The organism is Nocardia seriolae NBRC 15557 (assembly GCF_007990715.1).
GTDB lineage: Bacteria > Actinomycetota > Actinomycetes > Mycobacteriales > Mycobacteriaceae > Nocardia > Nocardia seriolae.
Map to the genome: position 1 here is coordinate 1 of NZ_BJWY01000007.1, position 16,713 is coordinate 16,713.

At 67.0% G+C, this 16,713-nt stretch carries 16 protein-coding genes; 2 read left to right on the forward strand and 14 right to left on the reverse strand.

Going from position 1 to position 16,713, the window contains the following annotated elements:
* Positions 1–330 precede the first annotated feature (330 nt).
* The 12 genes from NS2_RS03375 to NS2_RS03425 form a co-directional block, all read right to left on the reverse strand.
* Positions 331–822, reverse strand: a complete 492-nt coding sequence (locus NS2_RS03375) for a hypothetical protein (protein WP_033085667.1) — start codon at positions 820–822, stop codon at positions 331–333.
* Positions 819–1,508 carry an Rv1363c family protein gene (locus tag NS2_RS35790; RefSeq protein ID WP_155239086.1) on the reverse strand — a complete coding sequence of 230 codons (690 nt, stop codon included), beginning with the start codon at positions 1,506–1,508 and terminating at the stop codon, positions 819–821. The genes NS2_RS03375 and NS2_RS35790 overlap by 4 nt, the downstream gene beginning before the upstream one ends.
* Positions 1,509–1,618: 110 nt before the next feature.
* The gene (locus tag NS2_RS03380; protein ID WP_033085665.1) at positions 1,619–3,070 is read right to left on the reverse strand and encodes an MCE family protein; all 1,452 of its coding nucleotides are present in this window, start codon (positions 3,068–3,070) and stop codon (positions 1,619–1,621) included.
* Positions 3,071–3,072: 2 nt separating this feature from the next.
* Positions 3,073–4,290, reverse strand: coding sequence for an MCE family protein (locus tag NS2_RS03385; protein ID WP_033085664.1), 1,218 nt, complete (start codon positions 4,288–4,290; stop codon positions 3,073–3,075).
* On the reverse strand, positions 4,287–5,531 hold the full coding sequence (locus NS2_RS03390) for an MCE family protein (RefSeq protein WP_033085663.1): 1,245 nt from the start codon (positions 5,529–5,531) through the stop codon (positions 4,287–4,289). Before NS2_RS03390 ends, NS2_RS03385 begins: the two co-directional genes overlap by 4 nt.
* Positions 5,528–6,589, reverse strand: a complete 1,062-nt coding sequence (locus NS2_RS03395; protein ID WP_033085662.1) for an MCE family protein — start codon at positions 6,587–6,589, stop codon at positions 5,528–5,530. Before NS2_RS03395 ends, NS2_RS03390 begins: the two co-directional genes overlap by 4 nt.
* Entirely contained in the window at positions 6,586–7,614 is a 1,029-nt protein-coding gene (locus tag NS2_RS03400) for an MCE family protein (protein ID WP_033085661.1), read from the reverse strand. Before NS2_RS03400 ends, NS2_RS03395 begins: the two co-directional genes overlap by 4 nt.
* Entirely contained in the window at positions 7,611–8,864 is a 1,254-nt protein-coding gene (locus NS2_RS03405) for an MCE family protein (protein ID WP_081985631.1), read from the reverse strand. The genes NS2_RS03400 and NS2_RS03405 overlap by 4 nt, the downstream gene beginning before the upstream one ends.
* Positions 8,865–8,872: 8 nt before the next feature.
* Positions 8,873–9,724, reverse strand: coding sequence for an MlaE family ABC transporter permease (locus NS2_RS03410; protein ID WP_033085660.1), 852 nt, complete (start codon positions 9,722–9,724; stop codon positions 8,873–8,875).
* Between the two features lie 4 nt (positions 9,725–9,728).
* Positions 9,729–10,493: an MlaE family ABC transporter permease gene (locus NS2_RS03415; RefSeq protein WP_033085659.1), complete on the reverse strand. Its 765-nt coding sequence runs from the start codon at positions 10,491–10,493 to the stop codon at positions 9,729–9,731.
* A gap of 323 nt (positions 10,494–10,816) precedes the next feature.
* A complete protein-coding gene (locus tag NS2_RS03420; protein ID WP_033085658.1) occupies positions 10,817–11,725 on the reverse strand; it encodes a 3-oxoacyl-ACP reductase in 909 nt (302 codons plus the stop codon).
* A 116-nt stretch (positions 11,726–11,841) separates the two neighbouring features.
* Positions 11,842–12,030 (reverse strand): ferredoxin, encoded by a 189-nt coding sequence (locus tag NS2_RS03425; protein ID WP_033085657.1) that lies wholly within the window; start codon positions 12,028–12,030, stop codon positions 11,842–11,844.
* A 152-nt stretch (positions 12,031–12,182) separates the two neighbouring features.
* On the opposite strand from NS2_RS03425, the gene NS2_RS03430 reads away from it, so the two are divergent.
* On the forward strand, positions 12,183–13,397 hold the full coding sequence (locus NS2_RS03430) for an acyl-CoA dehydrogenase family protein (RefSeq protein ID WP_033085656.1): 1,215 nt from the start codon (positions 12,183–12,185) through the stop codon (positions 13,395–13,397).
* A gap of 20 nt (positions 13,398–13,417) precedes the next feature.
* Positions 13,418–14,536, forward strand: a complete 1,119-nt coding sequence (locus NS2_RS03435) for an acyl-CoA dehydrogenase family protein (protein WP_033085655.1) — start codon at positions 13,418–13,420, stop codon at positions 14,534–14,536.
* Between the two features lie 122 nt (positions 14,537–14,658).
* On the opposite strand, the gene NS2_RS03440 is transcribed toward NS2_RS03435, so the two are convergent.
* Positions 14,659–15,354: a maleylpyruvate isomerase family mycothiol-dependent enzyme gene (locus NS2_RS03440; protein WP_036545226.1), complete on the reverse strand. Its 696-nt coding sequence runs from the start codon at positions 15,352–15,354 to the stop codon at positions 14,659–14,661.
* Between the two features lie 75 nt (positions 15,355–15,429).
* On the reverse strand, positions 15,430–16,626 hold the full coding sequence (locus NS2_RS03445) for a glycosyltransferase (protein ID WP_045436135.1): 1,197 nt from the start codon (positions 16,624–16,626) through the stop codon (positions 15,430–15,432).
* Between the last annotated feature and the right edge of the window lie 87 nt (positions 16,627–16,713).

The following is a 16,713-nucleotide window of genomic DNA, read 5'->3' on the forward strand; positions in this document are numbered from 1 at the left end:
GTACTAGATCGAGTTGTACACGGGTACCAGTTGATCCGCACCGATCCCATCGCCGGAACAACGAATCCCACAGTGGTAGAACGTGTTACATTCTGGCCGTAACGATTGGCTCTTCCGCACTCCGCCCGAACACCAGCGCGGCGACCCGGCGACCGTCCGCGAAACACAGCGGATCTACTTCGACCCGTCGACGCCTCCCGACGTCTACGTCCAGCCCGGTGCGGGCCACGGCATCGCGCACGAACCGAACGGCGCCGACGGCTTCGACGCCGTGCTCACCTGGCTCGCCGAGCGAGGATTCGATCGTCGACCGCGATCGCGGGGCCGGGCTCAGATCGGGTTGACGTCCGAGACCAGCCAGCGGCTGCCGTTCTTGTCCAGCGTCACCCGCAGCCGGCTCGCGTCGTAGGTGCCCTTGGAGGGGTCCTTGCCCGCGCCCTTCTGGTTGAGGTAGACCATGACCTCCACGTGCTCGGAATCCGCCTTGATCACACCGGTTTCCGTGGCGGTGGCCTGGACGACGAGTTCCTTCTCCTTCGCGGCGGGCGCGAGGACGGTATTGGTGACCTTCAGCCAATCGTCGCGGAATTTCGGGGTCATGTCCTCGCACACCTTGGGCATGGTGGTGTCGATGGTCCGGAAGTTGTAGCCGAACATGCCTTCCACGGTCCGCGTGGCCACCACGGTGGACTGCTCGCGGGCCTGGTCGACGTGGCTGTCCTGCCAGTAGCCGTAGCCGATCCAGCCGCCGATGCCGAGACCGGCGGCGAAGACGACGAGGGCACAGACCATGAGGATCAGATCGCGCTGGCGCTTGCTCATACCGTCATCTCCATTCCGGTCGCGGTGATGCCGCCCTTGTCGTCCCGGGACAGCGTCACCTTGAACCGGTACTGCCGCTGCTGCTGGCCATCGGCGCCCGCGTTGGTGAGGACCTGCTTGACCGCGACGAGCACGATCGCGGAGTGATCGTCGGAGGACTGCAGGGCGGCCTCGACGACCTCGCCCTTGGCCCGGACCTGTGCCTTCTGCACGATGCCCGCGTAGTCGTCCTTGCGGTCGGTGTAATCCTTGTGCAGGTCACCGGAAGTCACCGCGAGCACCCGGTTGATGTCGTCCTGGGCGGTATCGGCGCTGATATTGGTGACATTGAGCATCGCCTGCTTGGCGGCCTGCACGTAGTCCGCGCGCAGCGCGTCCTGATCGGCGATGGCGCTGCGCTGGTGGGCGGCCCACACGGTGCCGCTCACCGTCACCACCGTGAGCACCAGGGCGGCGATCGCGACGACCCGCATCCAGAGGCTGCCGCCGTCGGCCGAAGCGACTGCGGGCGCTTCGGATTCGGGGGCAGCGGCAGGGGCGTCTTCGACCGGCTCGCCGGACTCCGGCGGGGAGTCCGGCGGCGCGGCGTCCGCGACGGCGACATCGCCCCACCCGGTCACCTCCACCGGTGCCGAGTCGGCCGGGGACTCCTTGGCGAGCGCCACGACGTCGGGCTTGTCCGCCACGGGTACGACGGTCTCGAACGCCGGTGTGGCGGTCCCCTTCTCCTCCGGCGGAGGCCCTTCCGAGCGCACTGCCCGCCGTCGTGTCCGGTTTCTCACCACACTCGAATCGCTCATTTCACCTGCTCCTGGACCATTGCTGTCAGAGTTGCCGGGATTACCCCGGAGCCGTTGCCGTCGAGGTTCGCCTGACGATACGTGCGTCCGTCCGTCCCGAGGAACTCACCTGTACGCGGATCGTACGGTTGGGTCTGGACCGACGCGGGCTGGACCTGGTTGCCCGCACCCGGCTTGGAAGTGTCGGAACTGGGCGTGCCGCCACCGGTCGGATTGCCGTTCTTGTCCACCGGATTCGGCTTGCCGAAGGGCGGATTGTCACCCGTGGGCACGAAACCCTCGGGGTCACGGCACATTTCGGGCGTCGGCGCGCGCTTGCCCGGGACCTCCATGCACGGGGTGTTGCGGATACCGCGGACCGCCTGCGGGGAGTTCTGGGAAACCTTGCAGTACAGGCCGCTCGGGGTGTCCGGATGGTCCAGCAGCGCGGGCGAGCGCCGCTGTTCCGGCGTCAGGAACCCGGTCGTGCAGCCCTGCGGATCGTTCACGCTCACCATGAAGTCCACCATCGCGCCGTACTCGGTGGGCCCGCCGGTCGCGACGGACAGCAGCCCGGCGATGAGCGGCGGGAAGACCACCAGTAGCTGCTCGATGCTGGGGTTGTAGGTGTAGCCGACCTGACCGACGCTGACCAGATTGCGGGCCAGCAGCGGCAGCGTGGGTTTCAGATCCTGGAACAGCTGGGTCGCACGGGTAACCGCGCCCGGCGTCTTCTCGATGACATTGCGCAGCGCCGGATCGTGCTCGCGCAGCTGGTCGGTGACCGTGGCCAGATCCCTGGTCCAGCTCCGGATGGCCTCGTCGGACTGCACCTGCGTGTCCAGCAGCGGGCCGATCTTCTCGATCAGGTCCTTGGTGGCCTCGGTGTTGGTCTTCGCCTCCTGCACCAGCAGGGTCGCGGAGTCGAGGAAGCGCTGCAGGTCCGGTCCCGCACCGTTGAACGCGACGAAGGCGTCGTCGATGACCTGCTTCAGCTTGGTGTCGGCGACGCTGTTGAGCAGCCGGTCGGTCTGATCGAGCAGGCTGCCGACGTCCTGCGGCAGCTTGGTGCGCTCGACCGGGATCACCGAACCGTCGGACAGGTTGCCGCCCTTGGCGTTATCGGCCGGAACCAGATCGACGTACTGCTCACCGACCGCCGACACGCTGCGCACCCAGGCGTCGACGTCCTTCGGGATCTTGTAATCGCTGTCGATCGACAGCTTCGCGTCCACCCCGGCCGGGGTCAGGACGACCTCTTTCACCTTGCCGACATTGGTGCCCCGGTAGGCGACATTGGCGTGCTCGTACAGCCCACCGGTGGCGGTCAGCCGCACGGTGACGTCATAGCGTCCGATGCCGAACGCGGCGGGCAGCTTGACGTAGTAGCCGCCCATCACCGTGATGCCGATGACCGTCAGCACGGAGAAGATGACCAGCTGAACCTTGACGAAGCGAGTGAGTTTCATCGTCACTTCCCTTGCGGCACGGTGAGACCCGGAATCGCGGGCAGACCTGGGACCTGCCCGATACCGGGGAGGGTCGGCATCGGCGCGGGCGTATCGGGGTGCGCCTGGAACGGGGCGTTCTTGGGATCGACCGGCTCGCCCGGCGTGCCGCCGAGTTGGCCGAGCGCGCCCTCCACGCCCGCGTAGCGCGGGCCGAGCGGGGTCTCGGTGAGGAAGTTCTTGGCCAGGCGGGCCGCGGTGAGATCGAAGGTGATCTTCACATTGAGGTAGTCGCCCTTGACCGCGCCGTCCATCTGATGCATCGGGAACGGGAAGGTGAGCAGCATGTTCAGCGCACTGGTGAGATTGCTGCCGGTATTGGCGATCTGCTCCAGCGCGGGCCAGATATTGGCCAGGTTGGACTTCAGGTCGGCGCCGCCCTGCTGGACGATCTTGTCCACGGCATCGCTGAGACCGCCCAGTGCGGTCAGCGTCTCGGTGATGTTCGCGCGCCGATCGGCGATCACGGTCAGGGCCGGATGGATATTGTCGATGGCGCTGGCCAGCTGGTCCTTCTGCTGGGCCAGGATGCCGGAGAACCGGTCCAGCCCGCCCATCGCCGCGATGATGTCCTTGGTCTGGTTGTCCAGGGTGCCGATCAGAGTGTTCAACTGCGGCAACAGATCCCGGATCGCGTCGGTGCGCCCGGTGAACGCCTTGTCGAGCTCACCGGTGATGTTCTCGAGTTGGCTGATGCCGCCGCCGTTGAGCACCACCGACAGCGAGGACAGCGTCTGCTCGGTGGTCGGGTAGGCGCCCGCACGCTCGAGCGGGATGATGTCCCCGTCCTTCAATTCGCCCTGCGCCACCACTTCTGTCGGCGCGGCGAGTTCGACGTGGTTGCTGCCCAGCAGCGAGGTCTGACCGATCTTGGCGACGGCGTTGGCGGGCAGCTTCACACCCTTGTCCATGCTGACGGTGACCAGCACGTGCCAGCCCTCCACATCGATCCCGGTGACCGAGCCGACGGTGACGTCATTGACCATGACCGGCGAATTGCGGGTCAGCGTGGTGACATTCGGCATCTGGATCTTCACCTGCCACGCCCCCTCCCCGGTGCCGGCGGCACCGGGCATGGGCAGCGAGTTCAGGCCGTCCCACTCACATCCGGTGGCGCCCAGGGCGATCGCGATGCCGATCGCCAGGCCCGCCACCTGCTTGCGGCCGCGAATGGTTTTCATCGGTTGCCTCCCGGGAGTGCCAGTTCGGCGAGGCTCTTGGGCACGCTGACCTGAGCATTGGCGCGGGCTTGGAGTTCCGGTGTGCTGTAGTTGATCTGGTCCGGGTGCGCGCCCGCCGCGGTGGCGGGGCTGAGCATGAACGGCAGGTAGTTCATGGCCAGATTGCCGAAGACCGGTCCCAGGATCTGAGCGCAGAGGTTCGCGCTCTTGTCGGAGTCGTTGTCCTGCAACGCCGCGATCGAACCGCACAGGAAGCTCATCGGATCGGCCATATTGGTGAGCACCGGGTAGCCGGTCACCGAGCCGGTCGCGGGCTTGTAGATCTGGTAGAAGTTCGTGAGCGCGGTGGGGCCGGAGTGCAGCACCTGCTCGAGCTGGGGCCGCTTGTCCACCAGCAGCTGGGTCACGTCGGCCATGCGCTGCAGGCTGTCGGTGAGCGCGCCGCCGCGGGACTCGATGAACCGGCGTACGTCCGAGACCGCGCCATCCAGATTGTCCAGTGCCGCACCGAGATCGGTGGACACCCCCGCCAGCACCGAGGACACCGAGGCGAGCCGGTTGCCGAACTGCACGATCTGATCGTTGCTGTGCGACAGCGCGTCCACGAAGACCTGGAGATTGCGGATCGTCGCGAACAGATCGGTGCGGCCGTCCGACAGCGTGGTCAGCGCGCCCGACAGCTCCTTGAGCGCGTCGCGGAACGCCTGGCCGTTGCCGTCGAGATTATTGGCGGCGGTATCGACGAAGCGCCCGAACGAGCCCTGCTTGTCCTGGCCGACCGGGCCGAGAGTGGTTGCCAGCTTGTTCAATTCGGCCTTGATGTCATCCCATTCGACCGGGATGGCGGTGTGCTCGATCGGGATGGTCCCGCCGTCCTTCAGCTTCGGCCCGCCGACGTAGGCGGGCGCGAGCTGGATGAAACGCGCGGAAACCAGTGACGGCGAGACGATCACGGCCTTGGCATCGGCGGGGATGTCGATGCCCCGGTCCAGCGTCATCTTGACCGTGACCCGGTCCTTGCCCGGCTCCACCGCATCGATGGTGCCGACCTTGACGCCGAGCACGCGGACCTCGTCACTCGCGTACAACCCACTGGTGGAAGGGAAGTACGCGGTGATCTCGGTCTTGCCGATCCGGTTCACGGCCGAGTAGCCGACGCCCACGACAAGGGCGGCGAGCGCCACCACCGCGACGATTCGCGCCCAGCGGGGCAGAGTTCCAACTTTGCGCAGTGCGTTCATTTACCCGGCTCCGTCTGTGCCGGGGTAATGACCGGCGGGAAGTCTTTCAGGTAGTGCTGCAGGTCGCTGGGCAGATGGTCCGGCCACACCATGGAGTCGACCAGCATCTGGACGTAGTCGCTGTTGGCGTTGACGATGTAGGCCTGGAAGTAGGGACCGCTGCCGACCTGCTCACCCAGCGCGCCCGCGTAGGGCCCGAGCGCGTCGAGCGCGTCGGACAGATTCTGCTTGTTCCGCTGCAGCACCCCGAGCACCGAATTCAGCTTGTCCAGTGTGGGTTTGAGCTGTGCCTCGTTGTCGTTGACGAAGCCGGTGAGCTGCTTGGCCAGACCGTTGACATAGGTGATGAGCTGGCCGAGCGCGGCCTTGCGGGCATCGAGCTCGCCCAGCAGGCTGTTGCCGTCCACCAGCAGCGTATTGATCTCCGAGGCCCGGTCGGCCAGCACCTTGGTCACGCTCTGCGCCTTGCCGAGCAGATCGGTCAGGGCCTGATCGCGGGTATTGATGCTGCGCGAGAGCGCCGTGATGCCGTCGAGCGCGGAGCGCAGCGGGGCCGGGGTGTCCTTGAAGGTGTCCGACAGCGCGTCGAGGGTCTTGTTGACCTGGTCCATGTCCAGGCCCTTGACCGTATTGGACAGATCGCCCAGCGCGTCGTTCAGCGAGTACGGAGAGGTGGTGCGCTCCAAGGGAATCGTGGAGTCCCCGCGCATCGTGCCGTCACCCTCGGGGGTGACCTCGAGCGACTTGCGGCCCAGCACCGTATTGGTCTTGATGGCCGCGGTGGTCTTGTTGCCCAGTGGAATTCCCTCGTCGAGGGTGAACCGCACCTTCACCTTGGCGCCGTCCAGCTGGACCTGCTGCACCCGGCCCGATTTCACGCCGGCGACCTGAACCTGGTCGCCCGGCAGCAGGCCGCCCGCGTCGGCGAACAGCGCCGAGTACTCGGCGCCGGATCGTACGAAGGGCAGGCGATCGAACTGCAGTGACGCCAGCGAGATGGTCGAGGCCAGCACGATGCCGATGATGCCGTAATTGATCAGGGGCGAACGCTCGCTCATTTGCTGCACCTTCCGGTCGTCTGGCCACCGGGCAGCTTGACATGCAGCGGCTTTCCGTCCGGACCGTCCACGATCAGGTCGGTCGGGCAGGCGTAGATGTTCAGGAACGAACCGTAGGAACCGATGCGCACCAGCTTCTTGTAGGCGTCGGGCAGGTTCTCGATGATCCACTGCAGTTCATCGGTGTTGTCGTCGAGCACGCCCGCGGTCCGGCCGAGCGGATCGAAGGTCGCCTTCAGATCCGGCCGCGCCGTCCGCAGCAGGTCGGTCAGATCGCCGGTGGCACCGGAGCTCCGGGGGATGGCGTCGCCGATCGGATCCTTGTCCGCGGCCAGCCCGCTGACCAGTCGCTGCAATTCGTCCAGGGTGGTACCGAAAGCCTGATTGCGGTCGTCGATGGTGGACAGCACCGTCTTCAGGTTCTCGATCACGCTGCCGATCAGTGCGTCCTTGTCCGCCAGCGTCTTTCCGAACGACCCCGAGCTGTTGAGCAGCGCCACCAGGGTGCCGCCCTGGCCCTGGAAGACCTGCAGCAGCGCGCTGGTCAGATCGTTGACCTGGGCCGGGTCCAGCCCGCGCAGCAGCGGCTTGAACCCGCCCAGCAGCATGTCCAGATCCAGGGCGGGCTTGGTCTGCGCGACCGGGATGGTGCCGTTCTTGCCGAGAGCCTGTGTGGTGCCGGGTCCTTCGAGCAGTTCCAGGTAGCGGTCGCCGACGAGATTCTCGTAGCGGATCGTGGCCTGGGTGCTGGAGTAGATCTTGTACTTGCGATCCACGTCGAAGTCGACGTGCGCCATCTTGTCCTTGCCCACGTACACCCGGCTCACCGAGCCGACCGGCACACCGGCGATGCGCACCTTGGACCCGGGCAGCATGCCCGACGAGCTGGTGAAGACCGCGTGGTAGCCGTTCTCACGGGCGAAACGCATCTGGGAGAAGACCACCGCGAGCATGGCCAGCACGAGCACCATGACGAGGGTGAACAGGCCGAGCTTGACGGTGACCGCGCGCGGTTTGAACCTCACTTGTTGCCCCCCGCCAGTCCGGGCATGCCCGCGTACAGCAGCTGGAAGACGTTGGCATTGAAGTGCGGGTTCGTCTCCGGATGCCACACTTCACCCTCGGAGGTGTCGGTCACCAGGTAGGGAGCATTGGTGCCGGGTACGTGATCGAGCACGCCCTCACAGTGCGGGCCACCGGTGGCGTTCACCTTCGGCAGATCCTCCGGGTACTTGTAGGGGGTACCGCCGGGCATGATGCTGGCGTTCATATTGACCGCCGGGTACCGGCCACCGAACTCGTCGGCGACGATCGACATGTTCGAGCCGAGACCCACCACGGTGCAGTAGATAGCCGACTTGTACTTGTTGAGCAGGGCGGTGGTCGGGTCGAGCAACCGCAGCGCCTCCACGATCGGCGAGCCGGTCTCCTCCAGGATCGGGGTGGTGGTGTCCGACAGCCCGATCAGATCGGTGAGCATCGCGTCGATCCGCTGCTGCTCGTCCACGATCGTCTTACCGGTGACCACCGCATTGTCGGTGGTGCGCAGCAGATCCGGCACGGTGTCGGCGTAGGTGCCGCTGACGATCGCGGTCTTGCGCAGATCGTTCTGCAGGGTCGGCAGCGACGGGTTGATCTGCGCCAGGAAGGCGTCGGCGTCGGCCATCGCCTGGCCGAGCTTGTCGCCGCGGCCCTGCAGCGCGGTACCCAGCGCCGTGAGCGTCGCGTTCAGCTTCTCCGGCTGCACCTTCGCGAGCACGTCATTGAGGTGCTGGAAGATGGTGTTGAACTCCACCGTCACGGTCTGCGCCGCCACGGTCGTGCCGGGTCGCAGCGAATCGGCCGAAGGACTCTGCGGAGCAACGAAGTTGATGTACTTCGCACCGAACACGGTCGTCGAGTTGATGTTCACCGTGGCGTTGGCCGGAACCAGCTTCAGCTTGTCGGGATCGAGAGCCAGCTCGATCCGCGCGCTGCCGTCGGCGGCGTCGCTGATGGACTCGACCCGTCCGATCTCGACGCCGCGGATCTTCACCTTGGCATCCCGGTCCATGACCAGACCGGCGCGCGGCGCCGCGACGGTCACCTTGACGGTGTTCTCGAACCCGCCCGCGAACATGATCAGGCAGATCGCGACGGCCGCGGCCAGGCCGAGCACCATGCCCGCACCGGCCAGGCGAATGACCCAGCCCTGCTCGAGGTACCGCTTGGGCGCGGGTTTCGCGACGAACGGCGAGCCGATCGGGCTCACCACATCGCTGTGTTGTTGCACCATGTCCCACCCTACCCGGAGAGATGGAAATTGCCGGAGGTGCCGTAGATGGCCAACGACATCAGCAGCGTCACCATGACGACCGCGATCAGCGAGGCCCGCACCGCATTACCTACCGCCACGCCCACGCCGACCGGACCACCCGCGGCGTTGTAGCCGTAGTAGGTGTGGATCAGCATGACCGCCATGGCCATGAAGATCGCCTGCGCGAACGACCAGAGGATATCGCTGGGGATCAGGAAGGTATCGAAATAATGGTCGTACACACCGGCGGACTGGCCGTAGATCACCACCGTCGCAAAGCGACTCGCGATGAAGGAGGCGATGACCGCCAGTGAGTACAGGGGGACGATCGCGATGATGCCCGCGAGCATGCGGGTACCGACCAGGAAGGGAATCGGCCGGATGGCCATCACCTCCAGGGCGTCGATCTCCTCGGAGACGCGCATGGCACCGAGTTGCGCGGTGGTACCCGCGCCGAGGGTGGCCGCGAGGCCGATGCCCGAAATCACCGGCGCCGCAATGCGAACGTTGATGAACGCGGCGAAGAAGCCGGTGAGGGCCTCGACGCCGATATTGCCGAGCGAGCTGTAGCCCTGCACGGCGATGGTGCCGCCGGCGGCCAGGGTCAGGAAGCCGACGATCACGACGGTGCCGCCGATCACGGCCAGAGCGCCTGTGCCCATGGAGATCTCGGCGATCAGCCGGATGGTCTCGGTGCGATAGTGCACCAGCGCCTTGGGCACCGAGCCGATCGACTGCGCGTAGAACACCGCGTGCTTGCCGACCGAGTCGAGACCCTCGTTGACACGCCGAAAGCGCTTGGTCACCTTCGGGAAACGAGATTGGATCACGAACGCCATCTGATCACCGCGCCGTGAACTTGATGCCAACGGCGGTTACCACGACGTTGATGACGAACAGCGCCATGAAGGCGAATACGACGGTCTGGTTGACGGCGTCGCCCACACTCTTGGGCCCGCCCTTGACGTTCAGACCGAGGTAGCAGGCGACCAGTCCGGCGACGAGTCCGAACAGCGTGGCCTTCACCTGCGATTCGACGAGCTCGGGCAGGTGGGTCAGCAGCGTGATGCCGTTGACGAACGCACCCGGATTCACGCCCTGCAGGAAGACCGAGAACAGGAACCCGCCCAGAATGCCGATGGTGGCCACCAGACCGTTGAGCAGGAACGCCACGAACATCGAGGCCAGCACGCGCGGCACCACCAGGCGCTGGATCGGATCGATGCCGAGCACCTTCATGGCGTCGATCTCTTCGCGAATGGTGCGCGCACCCAGGTCCGCGCAGATGGCGGTCGCACCCGCGCCGGCCACGATGAGCACCGTGACCATGGGACCGATCTGGGTGATGGCGCCGAAGGCCGCACCCGCGCCCGACAGGTCGGCCGCGCCGATCTCGCGCAGCAGGATATTGAGCGTGAAGCTCACCAGCACGGTGAACGGAATGGCCACCAAGAGGGTGGGGACGATGGAAACCCGGGCGACGAACCAGGACTGATCGATGAATTCCCGTCGTTGGAACGGGGGCCGTACCGCGGCGCGAGCGACAGCACCGGCGAGTTCGAAGAACCCTCCGACCGCCCGCAGCGGTACGGCAAGGACTTCATTCATTCCCGCTATTCCTCCTGCCCCTGCCTAGCTATAGCAACCGAGATATGGATGTGATCTCGGTCCCGCTCGAAGATTAGAACACGTTCTCATACGGTTCGGGAAGGTTTCGCTGGTTTGAACAGGTGTTCTTTCTGTACCGGTGTCCAGTTTCGAGAACATGTTCACCCCAGCCTAACCGTCAAAGATATGCCGCACTGTGAGGCGACACACATGGTTGATCCCCATTCCTACCAATGATCGATCCCGTGATCAACCGCAGGCCCCGGGGGCCGGACCGTGTCCATCCGAACTCACGGCCCCCGGCGGGGAAACTGAGGTAACCCTCAGCCCAGATCCTTCAGCGAGGAAGCGGAAAACGAAGCGTCCGAACCGCGTTCGGCGAAATAGCCGCCCAGGCTGGCCGCCAGGCCCTCGCGGGTCCATTCGCCCTCGGCGTCGAAGCGCTGCTCGACCACCGGAGCCGCCATCAGGGCCACCATCGGGCCGTAGACGACGAACAGCTGGCCGCTGATGGCATCGGCGGCGGGCGAGGCCAGGTAGGCCACCAACCGCGCGACGTGATCGGGGGACAGCGGGTCCGGGCCCTGCTCGGGGGCCGCGGAGAAGACCTTCTCGGTCATGGCCGTGCGCGCCCGGGGCGCGATGGCGTTGGCGCGCACGCCGACGCTCTCCAGCGCGCGGGCGGCCGACAGGGTCAGCGCGGTGATACCGGCCTTGGCGGCACCGTAATTGGCCTGCCCGGCCGGGCCGAGCAGACCGGCCTCGGAGGAGGTGTTGATGATGCGGCCGTAGACCGGCGCACCCGTCTCCTTGTACTCACCTCGCCAGTAGGCGGCGGCATTGCGGGTCAACAGGAAGTGACCGCGCAGGTGGACCGCGACGACCGCGTCGAAGTCCGCGTCGGACATGTTGAACAGCATCTTGTCCCGGGTGATCCCGGCATTGTTCACCACGATGTCCAACCGGCCGAAGGTCTCCTCGGCGGTACGGATCAGCGCCTCGGCGGTCGCGGACTCGGCAATGCTGCCGGCCACGAACTCCGCTTTGACGCCCAGCGCCCGGATGTCGGCGAGGGTTGCGCTCACCGTGTCGTTCTCGGCAAGGTCGTTGACGATGATCGACGCACCGGCCCGGGCCAGCTCGAGGGCTTCGGCCCGGCCCAGCCCGGCGCCCGCGCCGGTGACGATGGCAACCCGGCCGGCAAGACTCACAGCAGAATCGCTCACGCTCACTCCTCGCTTCGCTCGTCGCGAGCGTGCGCGATGCGCGCTGTGCCTATGGCTCACTCGCTTCGCTCACTCGCGCGACCGACTCTAGAACGTGTTCCACCCGCCGGGCAAGCATGCGCTCAGACCAGCTTCAGCGCCGCCTTGGGGCACTGCGCCACGGCCGACTCGATATCGCGGCGATTGGCCTCGGTCACCTCGGCCTCGTTGACCGACAGGTTGTCGTCGTCATCGAGATCAAAGACGTCAGGGGCGATTCCGACGCAGATTCCGTTGGCTTCGCACTGATCGAAGTCGACGATGACCTTCATGTTTCTCTCCTTAACCACAGGTTGTGCCCGAGCCTAACAACCGGGGGCCCGCCGCAACAGCAAAGCAGCCCTAACCGGAACCAATACTGGAACATGTTTCACTCGCGTGCGATGATCGGCTGAACCGAGAAACGAAGGCTAGAGGTACTGGTATGCGTATCGCCTACACGCCGCAACAGGAACAGCTGCGTGCCGAGCTACGTGACTATTTCACCAAGCTCATCACTCCCGAACGGCGGCAAGCGCTTTCGGCGCAGACCGGCGAATACGGCGAGGGCAATGTCTATCGCGAGGTCGTCGCCGAGATGGGGCGCGACGGCTGGCTCGCGCTCGGCTGGCCCAAGGAGTACGGCGGGCAGGACCGGTCCACCATGGATCAGCTGATCTTCACCGACGAGGCCGCCATCGCGGGCGCCCCGGTGCCGTTCCTGACCATCAACTCGGTGGCGCCGACGATCATGCACTACGGCACCGAGGAGCAGAAGAAGTTCTTCCTGCCCAAGATCGCCGCCGGTCAGCTGCACTTCGCCATCGGCTACTCCGAGCCGGGCGCGGGCACCGACCTGGCCTCGCTGCGCACCGCCGCGGTCCGCGACGGCGACGACTGGATCATCAACGGCCAGAAGATGTGGACCTCCCTCATCGCCTACGCCGACTACATCTGGCTGGCCGCGCGCACCGACCCGAATGCCAAGAAGCACAAGGGCATCTCGATGTTCATCCTGCCGACCACGGCGGAGGGCTTCTCCTGGACCCCGGTGCACACCATGGCCGGACCCGACACCAGCGCCACCTACTACCAGGACGTGCGGGTCAAGAACTCCGACATGGTGGGCCCGGAGAACGGCGGCTGGGCACTGGTCACCAACCAGCTCAACCACGAGCGGGTCGCGCTGACCTCGTCCGCGCCGCTGGCGCTGGCCGTCGCGCAGGTCACCGAGTGGGCGCGCAATACCAAGACCGCCAACGGCTCCCGCGTCATCGATCAGGAGTGGGTGCAGCTCAGCCTGGCCCGCATCCACGCCAAGGTCGAATATCTGAAGCTCACCAACTGGGAGATCGCCTCGCGCGCCGACGCGCAGAAGGACCCCGCGACCGGTGCCGGTGAGGGCGCTCCGCGCCCGTGGGACGCCTCGGCCACCAAGGTGTACGGCACCGAGCTGGCCACCGAGTCCTACCGCGCGCTCATGGAGATCCTCGGCCCGCAGGCCTACCTGCGCCAGGATTCGGCCGGTTCGCAGCTGCGCGGCCGACTCGAGCGCATGCACCGCGCCTGCCTGATCCTGACCTTCGGCGGCGGCACCAACGAGGTGCAGCGCGACATCATCGCCATGACCGCCCTCAAGCAGCCCGCCGCCGCGCGCTAACCGAAACCAAGGTAACCATCATGGATTTCACCCTCACCGAGGCGCAGCAGGATCTGGCCCGCCTCACCGCCGAGGTCACCGGCAAGCTGGTCACCGCCGACCGGCTGCGTGAGCTCGACAAGAACTTCGACACCGACGGCAACCCGACCGTGCGCTTCGACGAATCGCTGTGGAACTCCCTGGCCGAGACCGGCGTGCTGGCCGCGGCGCTGCCGGAATCGGTGGGCGGCAGCGACTTCGGCGTGCTGGAGCAGACGGCCATCCTGCGCGAGATCGGCAAGTCCGTCGCGCCGGTGCCGTACCTGTGGTCGATCGTGCTGGGCGCGGGCGCGCTCGCGCAGTTCGGCTCCGCGCCGCAGCGCGAGCTGGCCGCACAGGCCGCGAGCGGCGAGGTCATCCTGACCGCGGCGCTGAGCGAGGAGCGCAACTGGGAGCCGGGCAAGCCGGTCACCACCGCCATCGCCGGTAACGGCTGGCTGCTGACCGGCCTCAAGACCACCGTGCCCTTCGCGCGGCAGGCCGCTCGCATCCTGGTGCCCGCCAGCGTCGACGGAGTCCCCGCCGTCTTCCTGGTCGACCCGTCGCACGAGTCGGTGCGCGTCGAGGACCAGATCGTCACCGACCGCTCCCCCGAGGCCGAGGTCGAATTCGCCGGGACCCCGGCCGAATTGGTGGGCACCGTCGAACAGGGCGGCGAGATCCTGACCTGGCTGCTGGAGCGCGCCTGGCTCGGCCTGGCCGCCACCCAGCTCGGCGTGGTCGAGAAGGGCCTGGAACTGGTCGCCGACTACGCCCGCGAACGCGAGCAGTTCAACCGCAAGATCGGCAGCTTCCAGGCCGTGGCACAGCGGCTGGCCGACGGCTACATCGATGTGCAGGGCGTGCGCCTGGCCGTGCAGCAGGCGGCTTGGCTGGTGGCCGAGCGGCTCCCGGCCACCGCCGAGATCCACACCGCCAAGTTCTGGGCCGCCGAGGCGGGCCACCGCGTCGCCCACACCGTGGTGCACGTGCACGGCGGAGTCGGCATCGACCGGGACCACATCGTTAACCAGTACTTCACCGCGGCCAAGCACAATGAGTTCGCGCTCGGCGGCGCGACCGATCATCTGCGGGCGCTGGGCGCGCTGCTGGCGCAGTAGACAGGCGCTCGCACAGTTAGAACCGTTCGGAAACTCGGCCGACCCTGCATCCGCGGCCGACGGCGAGGCGGTGGTTTCCATACCGGCCACCGCTTCGCCGTTTTTCTTTGCCCGGAAACGGTTTACGGCACGAGCGGCCCGGCGAGCACCCGCTCCCCCGCCGCCCAGTTGCCCTGCCAGTTCAGCCCCGCGTCCTTGGGCCCCTTGCGCTGCCACAGCGCCAGCAGCAGATCCGATGCGGTGCCGGAGATTTCCGCGACCGGCGTGCCCGGACCGTAGGTCCAGCTGTCACCGGTGTCGGTGGCGCGCACGCTCAGCCCGGCCTCCGGTTCCTTGGCCAGCCCCCGCTGAATCATGCGCGGCGCGAACATCTCGAAGACCTCGGTGATGCCGTCGGCCGCCATGGCCGGTTCGAAATCCACGGCCGTGCCGAGCGCGTTCTGCGCGTCCCACAGGTGCATGACGGTCTCGTGGGCGCGCCGACGCTGCCAGAACCCGACCGTGCGCGGGAGCAGGCTGGTGAAGGTCCACGCGGGGGTCTCCGGATCCACCGCCAGCGCGGCGTCGATCGCGGCGGCCGTGTCGGTGTACCAGGCCCGCAGCTCGGCGGGATCCTTCGGGGCGGGCTCGCCCAGGTAGTCCCCGCGGCCCTCCTCGACCCCGGTCACCACCCACATGTTCCCCTGTCCGAGATGGTCGACCAGGTCGTAGAAGGTCCAGTCGCCGCAACTCGGCACCGGCGCGGCCAGATCCACCCCGGGCGTGATCAGCTCCCCGAACTCGCTCAACTTCTCGCGCAAAACGGCCACGAAATCCATGCGGCCCACGCTAAAGGAGTGAATGCCCAGCGTGCCAGCCATATCTGGACTGCTCTCGGCGAAATCCGGCCAAACTCAGGATTCGAATTCGCGCGCCGAGAAGATGTGCTCGCCCACCGGGTCGGGATGATCGTGCGAGGGTTCGAGTTCGTGCAGCAGGGCATCCCCGCGGGCATCGTGGCGGATGGCCCGGCCCAGCTCGGCGGCCACGCGATAGTGCGCCGGGGTGCGCAGGGCGTGGCGCACGGCGCGGGCGATGCGCTGCGGAGTCGCGGTGCGAGGCAGCACGATTCCGGCGTGGTGGGCGCGCACGCGGGCGGCATTGTCGGCATTGTCGCGGCCGTGCGGGAGCACCACGACCGGGAGATCGGCGGCGAAGGCCCGCATCAGGGTGCCGTGGCCGCCGTGGGTGACGACCAGGCTGGCGTGGCGCATGAGCTCGCCGTGCGAGGCCGCGGGCAGCACGCTCACATTGGGCGGGGCCGTGATCGTGGCGGGATCGACCGCCGGGCCGGTGGTGATGACGCCGCGCACCGGGAGCAGGCCCAGCGCGTCGGCGATCCTTTGCAGGCAATCGGTTTGGCGTTGGAAGGTGGTCGACAGCGCGACCAGGACCAGCGGCTCGCCGCCGTCGGTCTGGGTCCAGTCCGCCGCCCGCACCCAGTCCGGCTCGTCCAGGATCGGCCCGACCCAGCGCACCCCGTCCGGACTCTGACCCGGGAAATCGAAAGCGGCACTGGTCAACACCAGCTGCCGCCGGGCCAGCTGCGCCTGGTCCCGGTAGTGGGCCAGCCGTTCCATACCGAAGTCCGCGCGCAGCGCATTGAGCCGCGGTAGCAGTTCCCCGTCCCAGCGGCGCTGCACCAGCGAGCCCACCACCCGGTCGCGCAACCGTCCGACCGGTCCGTGCGCCCGGCCGAAACCGGTTCCCGGCGGCGGCCCGCCCTCCACCGGCAGCGGATAGATGCCGGGGATGAGCACCGAGAACGGCACCTCGCAGGCTTGCGCGGCGACCATGGCCCCGACGGCGAAGTAGGCGGCCAGCACCAGATCCGGTCGCTCGGCATCGATTTCGTCGGCGGTATCGCGGGCGTATCCGGCTCCCGCGCGCGGCCGCAGCCGCGCCCCGGTCGCCGCCACCCGATCGGCCAGGGATTCCTCGGCCAGCACGGTCACCCGATGTCCACGCCGTACCAGCCGCCGCACCACGCCCAGCTCCGGCGGCACAGTTCCGCCGCTACCGGTGAGAGCGACCAGGTAGCTGTGATTCATCGGACACCTCCACCGGTCACTCTTCCACGACCGATGAGTTTTCCGCACCCGGTTCGTCCCTACCGGTACATCGAGAAGAGGGGTTAC

Bases quoted from the DNA above. Each gene is read 5' to 3' on its own strand.
- NS2_RS03375 (WP_033085667.1), bottom strand. From the start codon at position 822: ATGAGCAAGCGCCAGCGCGATCTGATCCTCATGGTCTGTGCCCTCGTC.
- NS2_RS03380 (WP_033085665.1), bottom strand. From the start codon at position 3,070: ATGAAACTCACTCGCTTCGTCAAGGTTCAGCTGGTCATCTTCTCCGTG.
- NS2_RS03385 (WP_033085664.1), bottom strand. From the start codon at position 4,290: ATGAAAACCATTCGCGGCCGCAAGCAGGTGGCGGGCCTGGCGATCGGC.
- NS2_RS03390 (WP_033085663.1), bottom strand. From the start codon at position 5,531: ATGAACGCACTGCGCAAAGTTGGAACTCTGCCCCGCTGGGCGCGAATC.
- NS2_RS03395 (WP_033085662.1), bottom strand. From the start codon at position 6,589: ATGAGCGAGCGTTCGCCCCTGATCAATTACGGCATCATCGGCATCGTG.
- NS2_RS03405 (WP_081985631.1), bottom strand. From the start codon at position 8,864: ATGGTGCAACAACACAGCGATGTGGTGAGCCCGATCGGCTCGCCGTTC.
- NS2_RS03410 (WP_033085660.1), bottom strand. From the start codon at position 9,724: ATGGCGTTCGTGATCCAATCTCGTTTCCCGAAGGTGACCAAGCGCTTT.
- NS2_RS03415 (WP_033085659.1), bottom strand. From the start codon at position 10,493: ATGAATGAAGTCCTTGCCGTACCGCTGCGGGCGGTCGGAGGGTTCTTC.
- NS2_RS03425 (WP_033085657.1), bottom strand. From the start codon at position 12,030: ATGAAGGTCATCGTCGACTTCGATCAGTGCGAAGCCAACGGAATCTGC.
- NS2_RS03430 (WP_033085656.1), top strand. From the start codon at position 12,183: ATGCGTATCGCCTACACGCCGCAACAGGAACAGCTGCGTGCCGAGCTA.
- NS2_RS03435 (WP_033085655.1), top strand. From the start codon at position 13,418: ATGGATTTCACCCTCACCGAGGCGCAGCAGGATCTGGCCCGCCTCACC.
- NS2_RS03440 (WP_036545226.1), bottom strand. From the start codon at position 15,354: ATGGATTTCGTGGCCGTTTTGCGCGAGAAGTTGAGCGAGTTCGGGGAG.
- NS2_RS03445 (WP_045436135.1), bottom strand. From the start codon at position 16,626: ATGAATCACAGCTACCTGGTCGCTCTCACCGGTAGCGGCGGAACTGTG.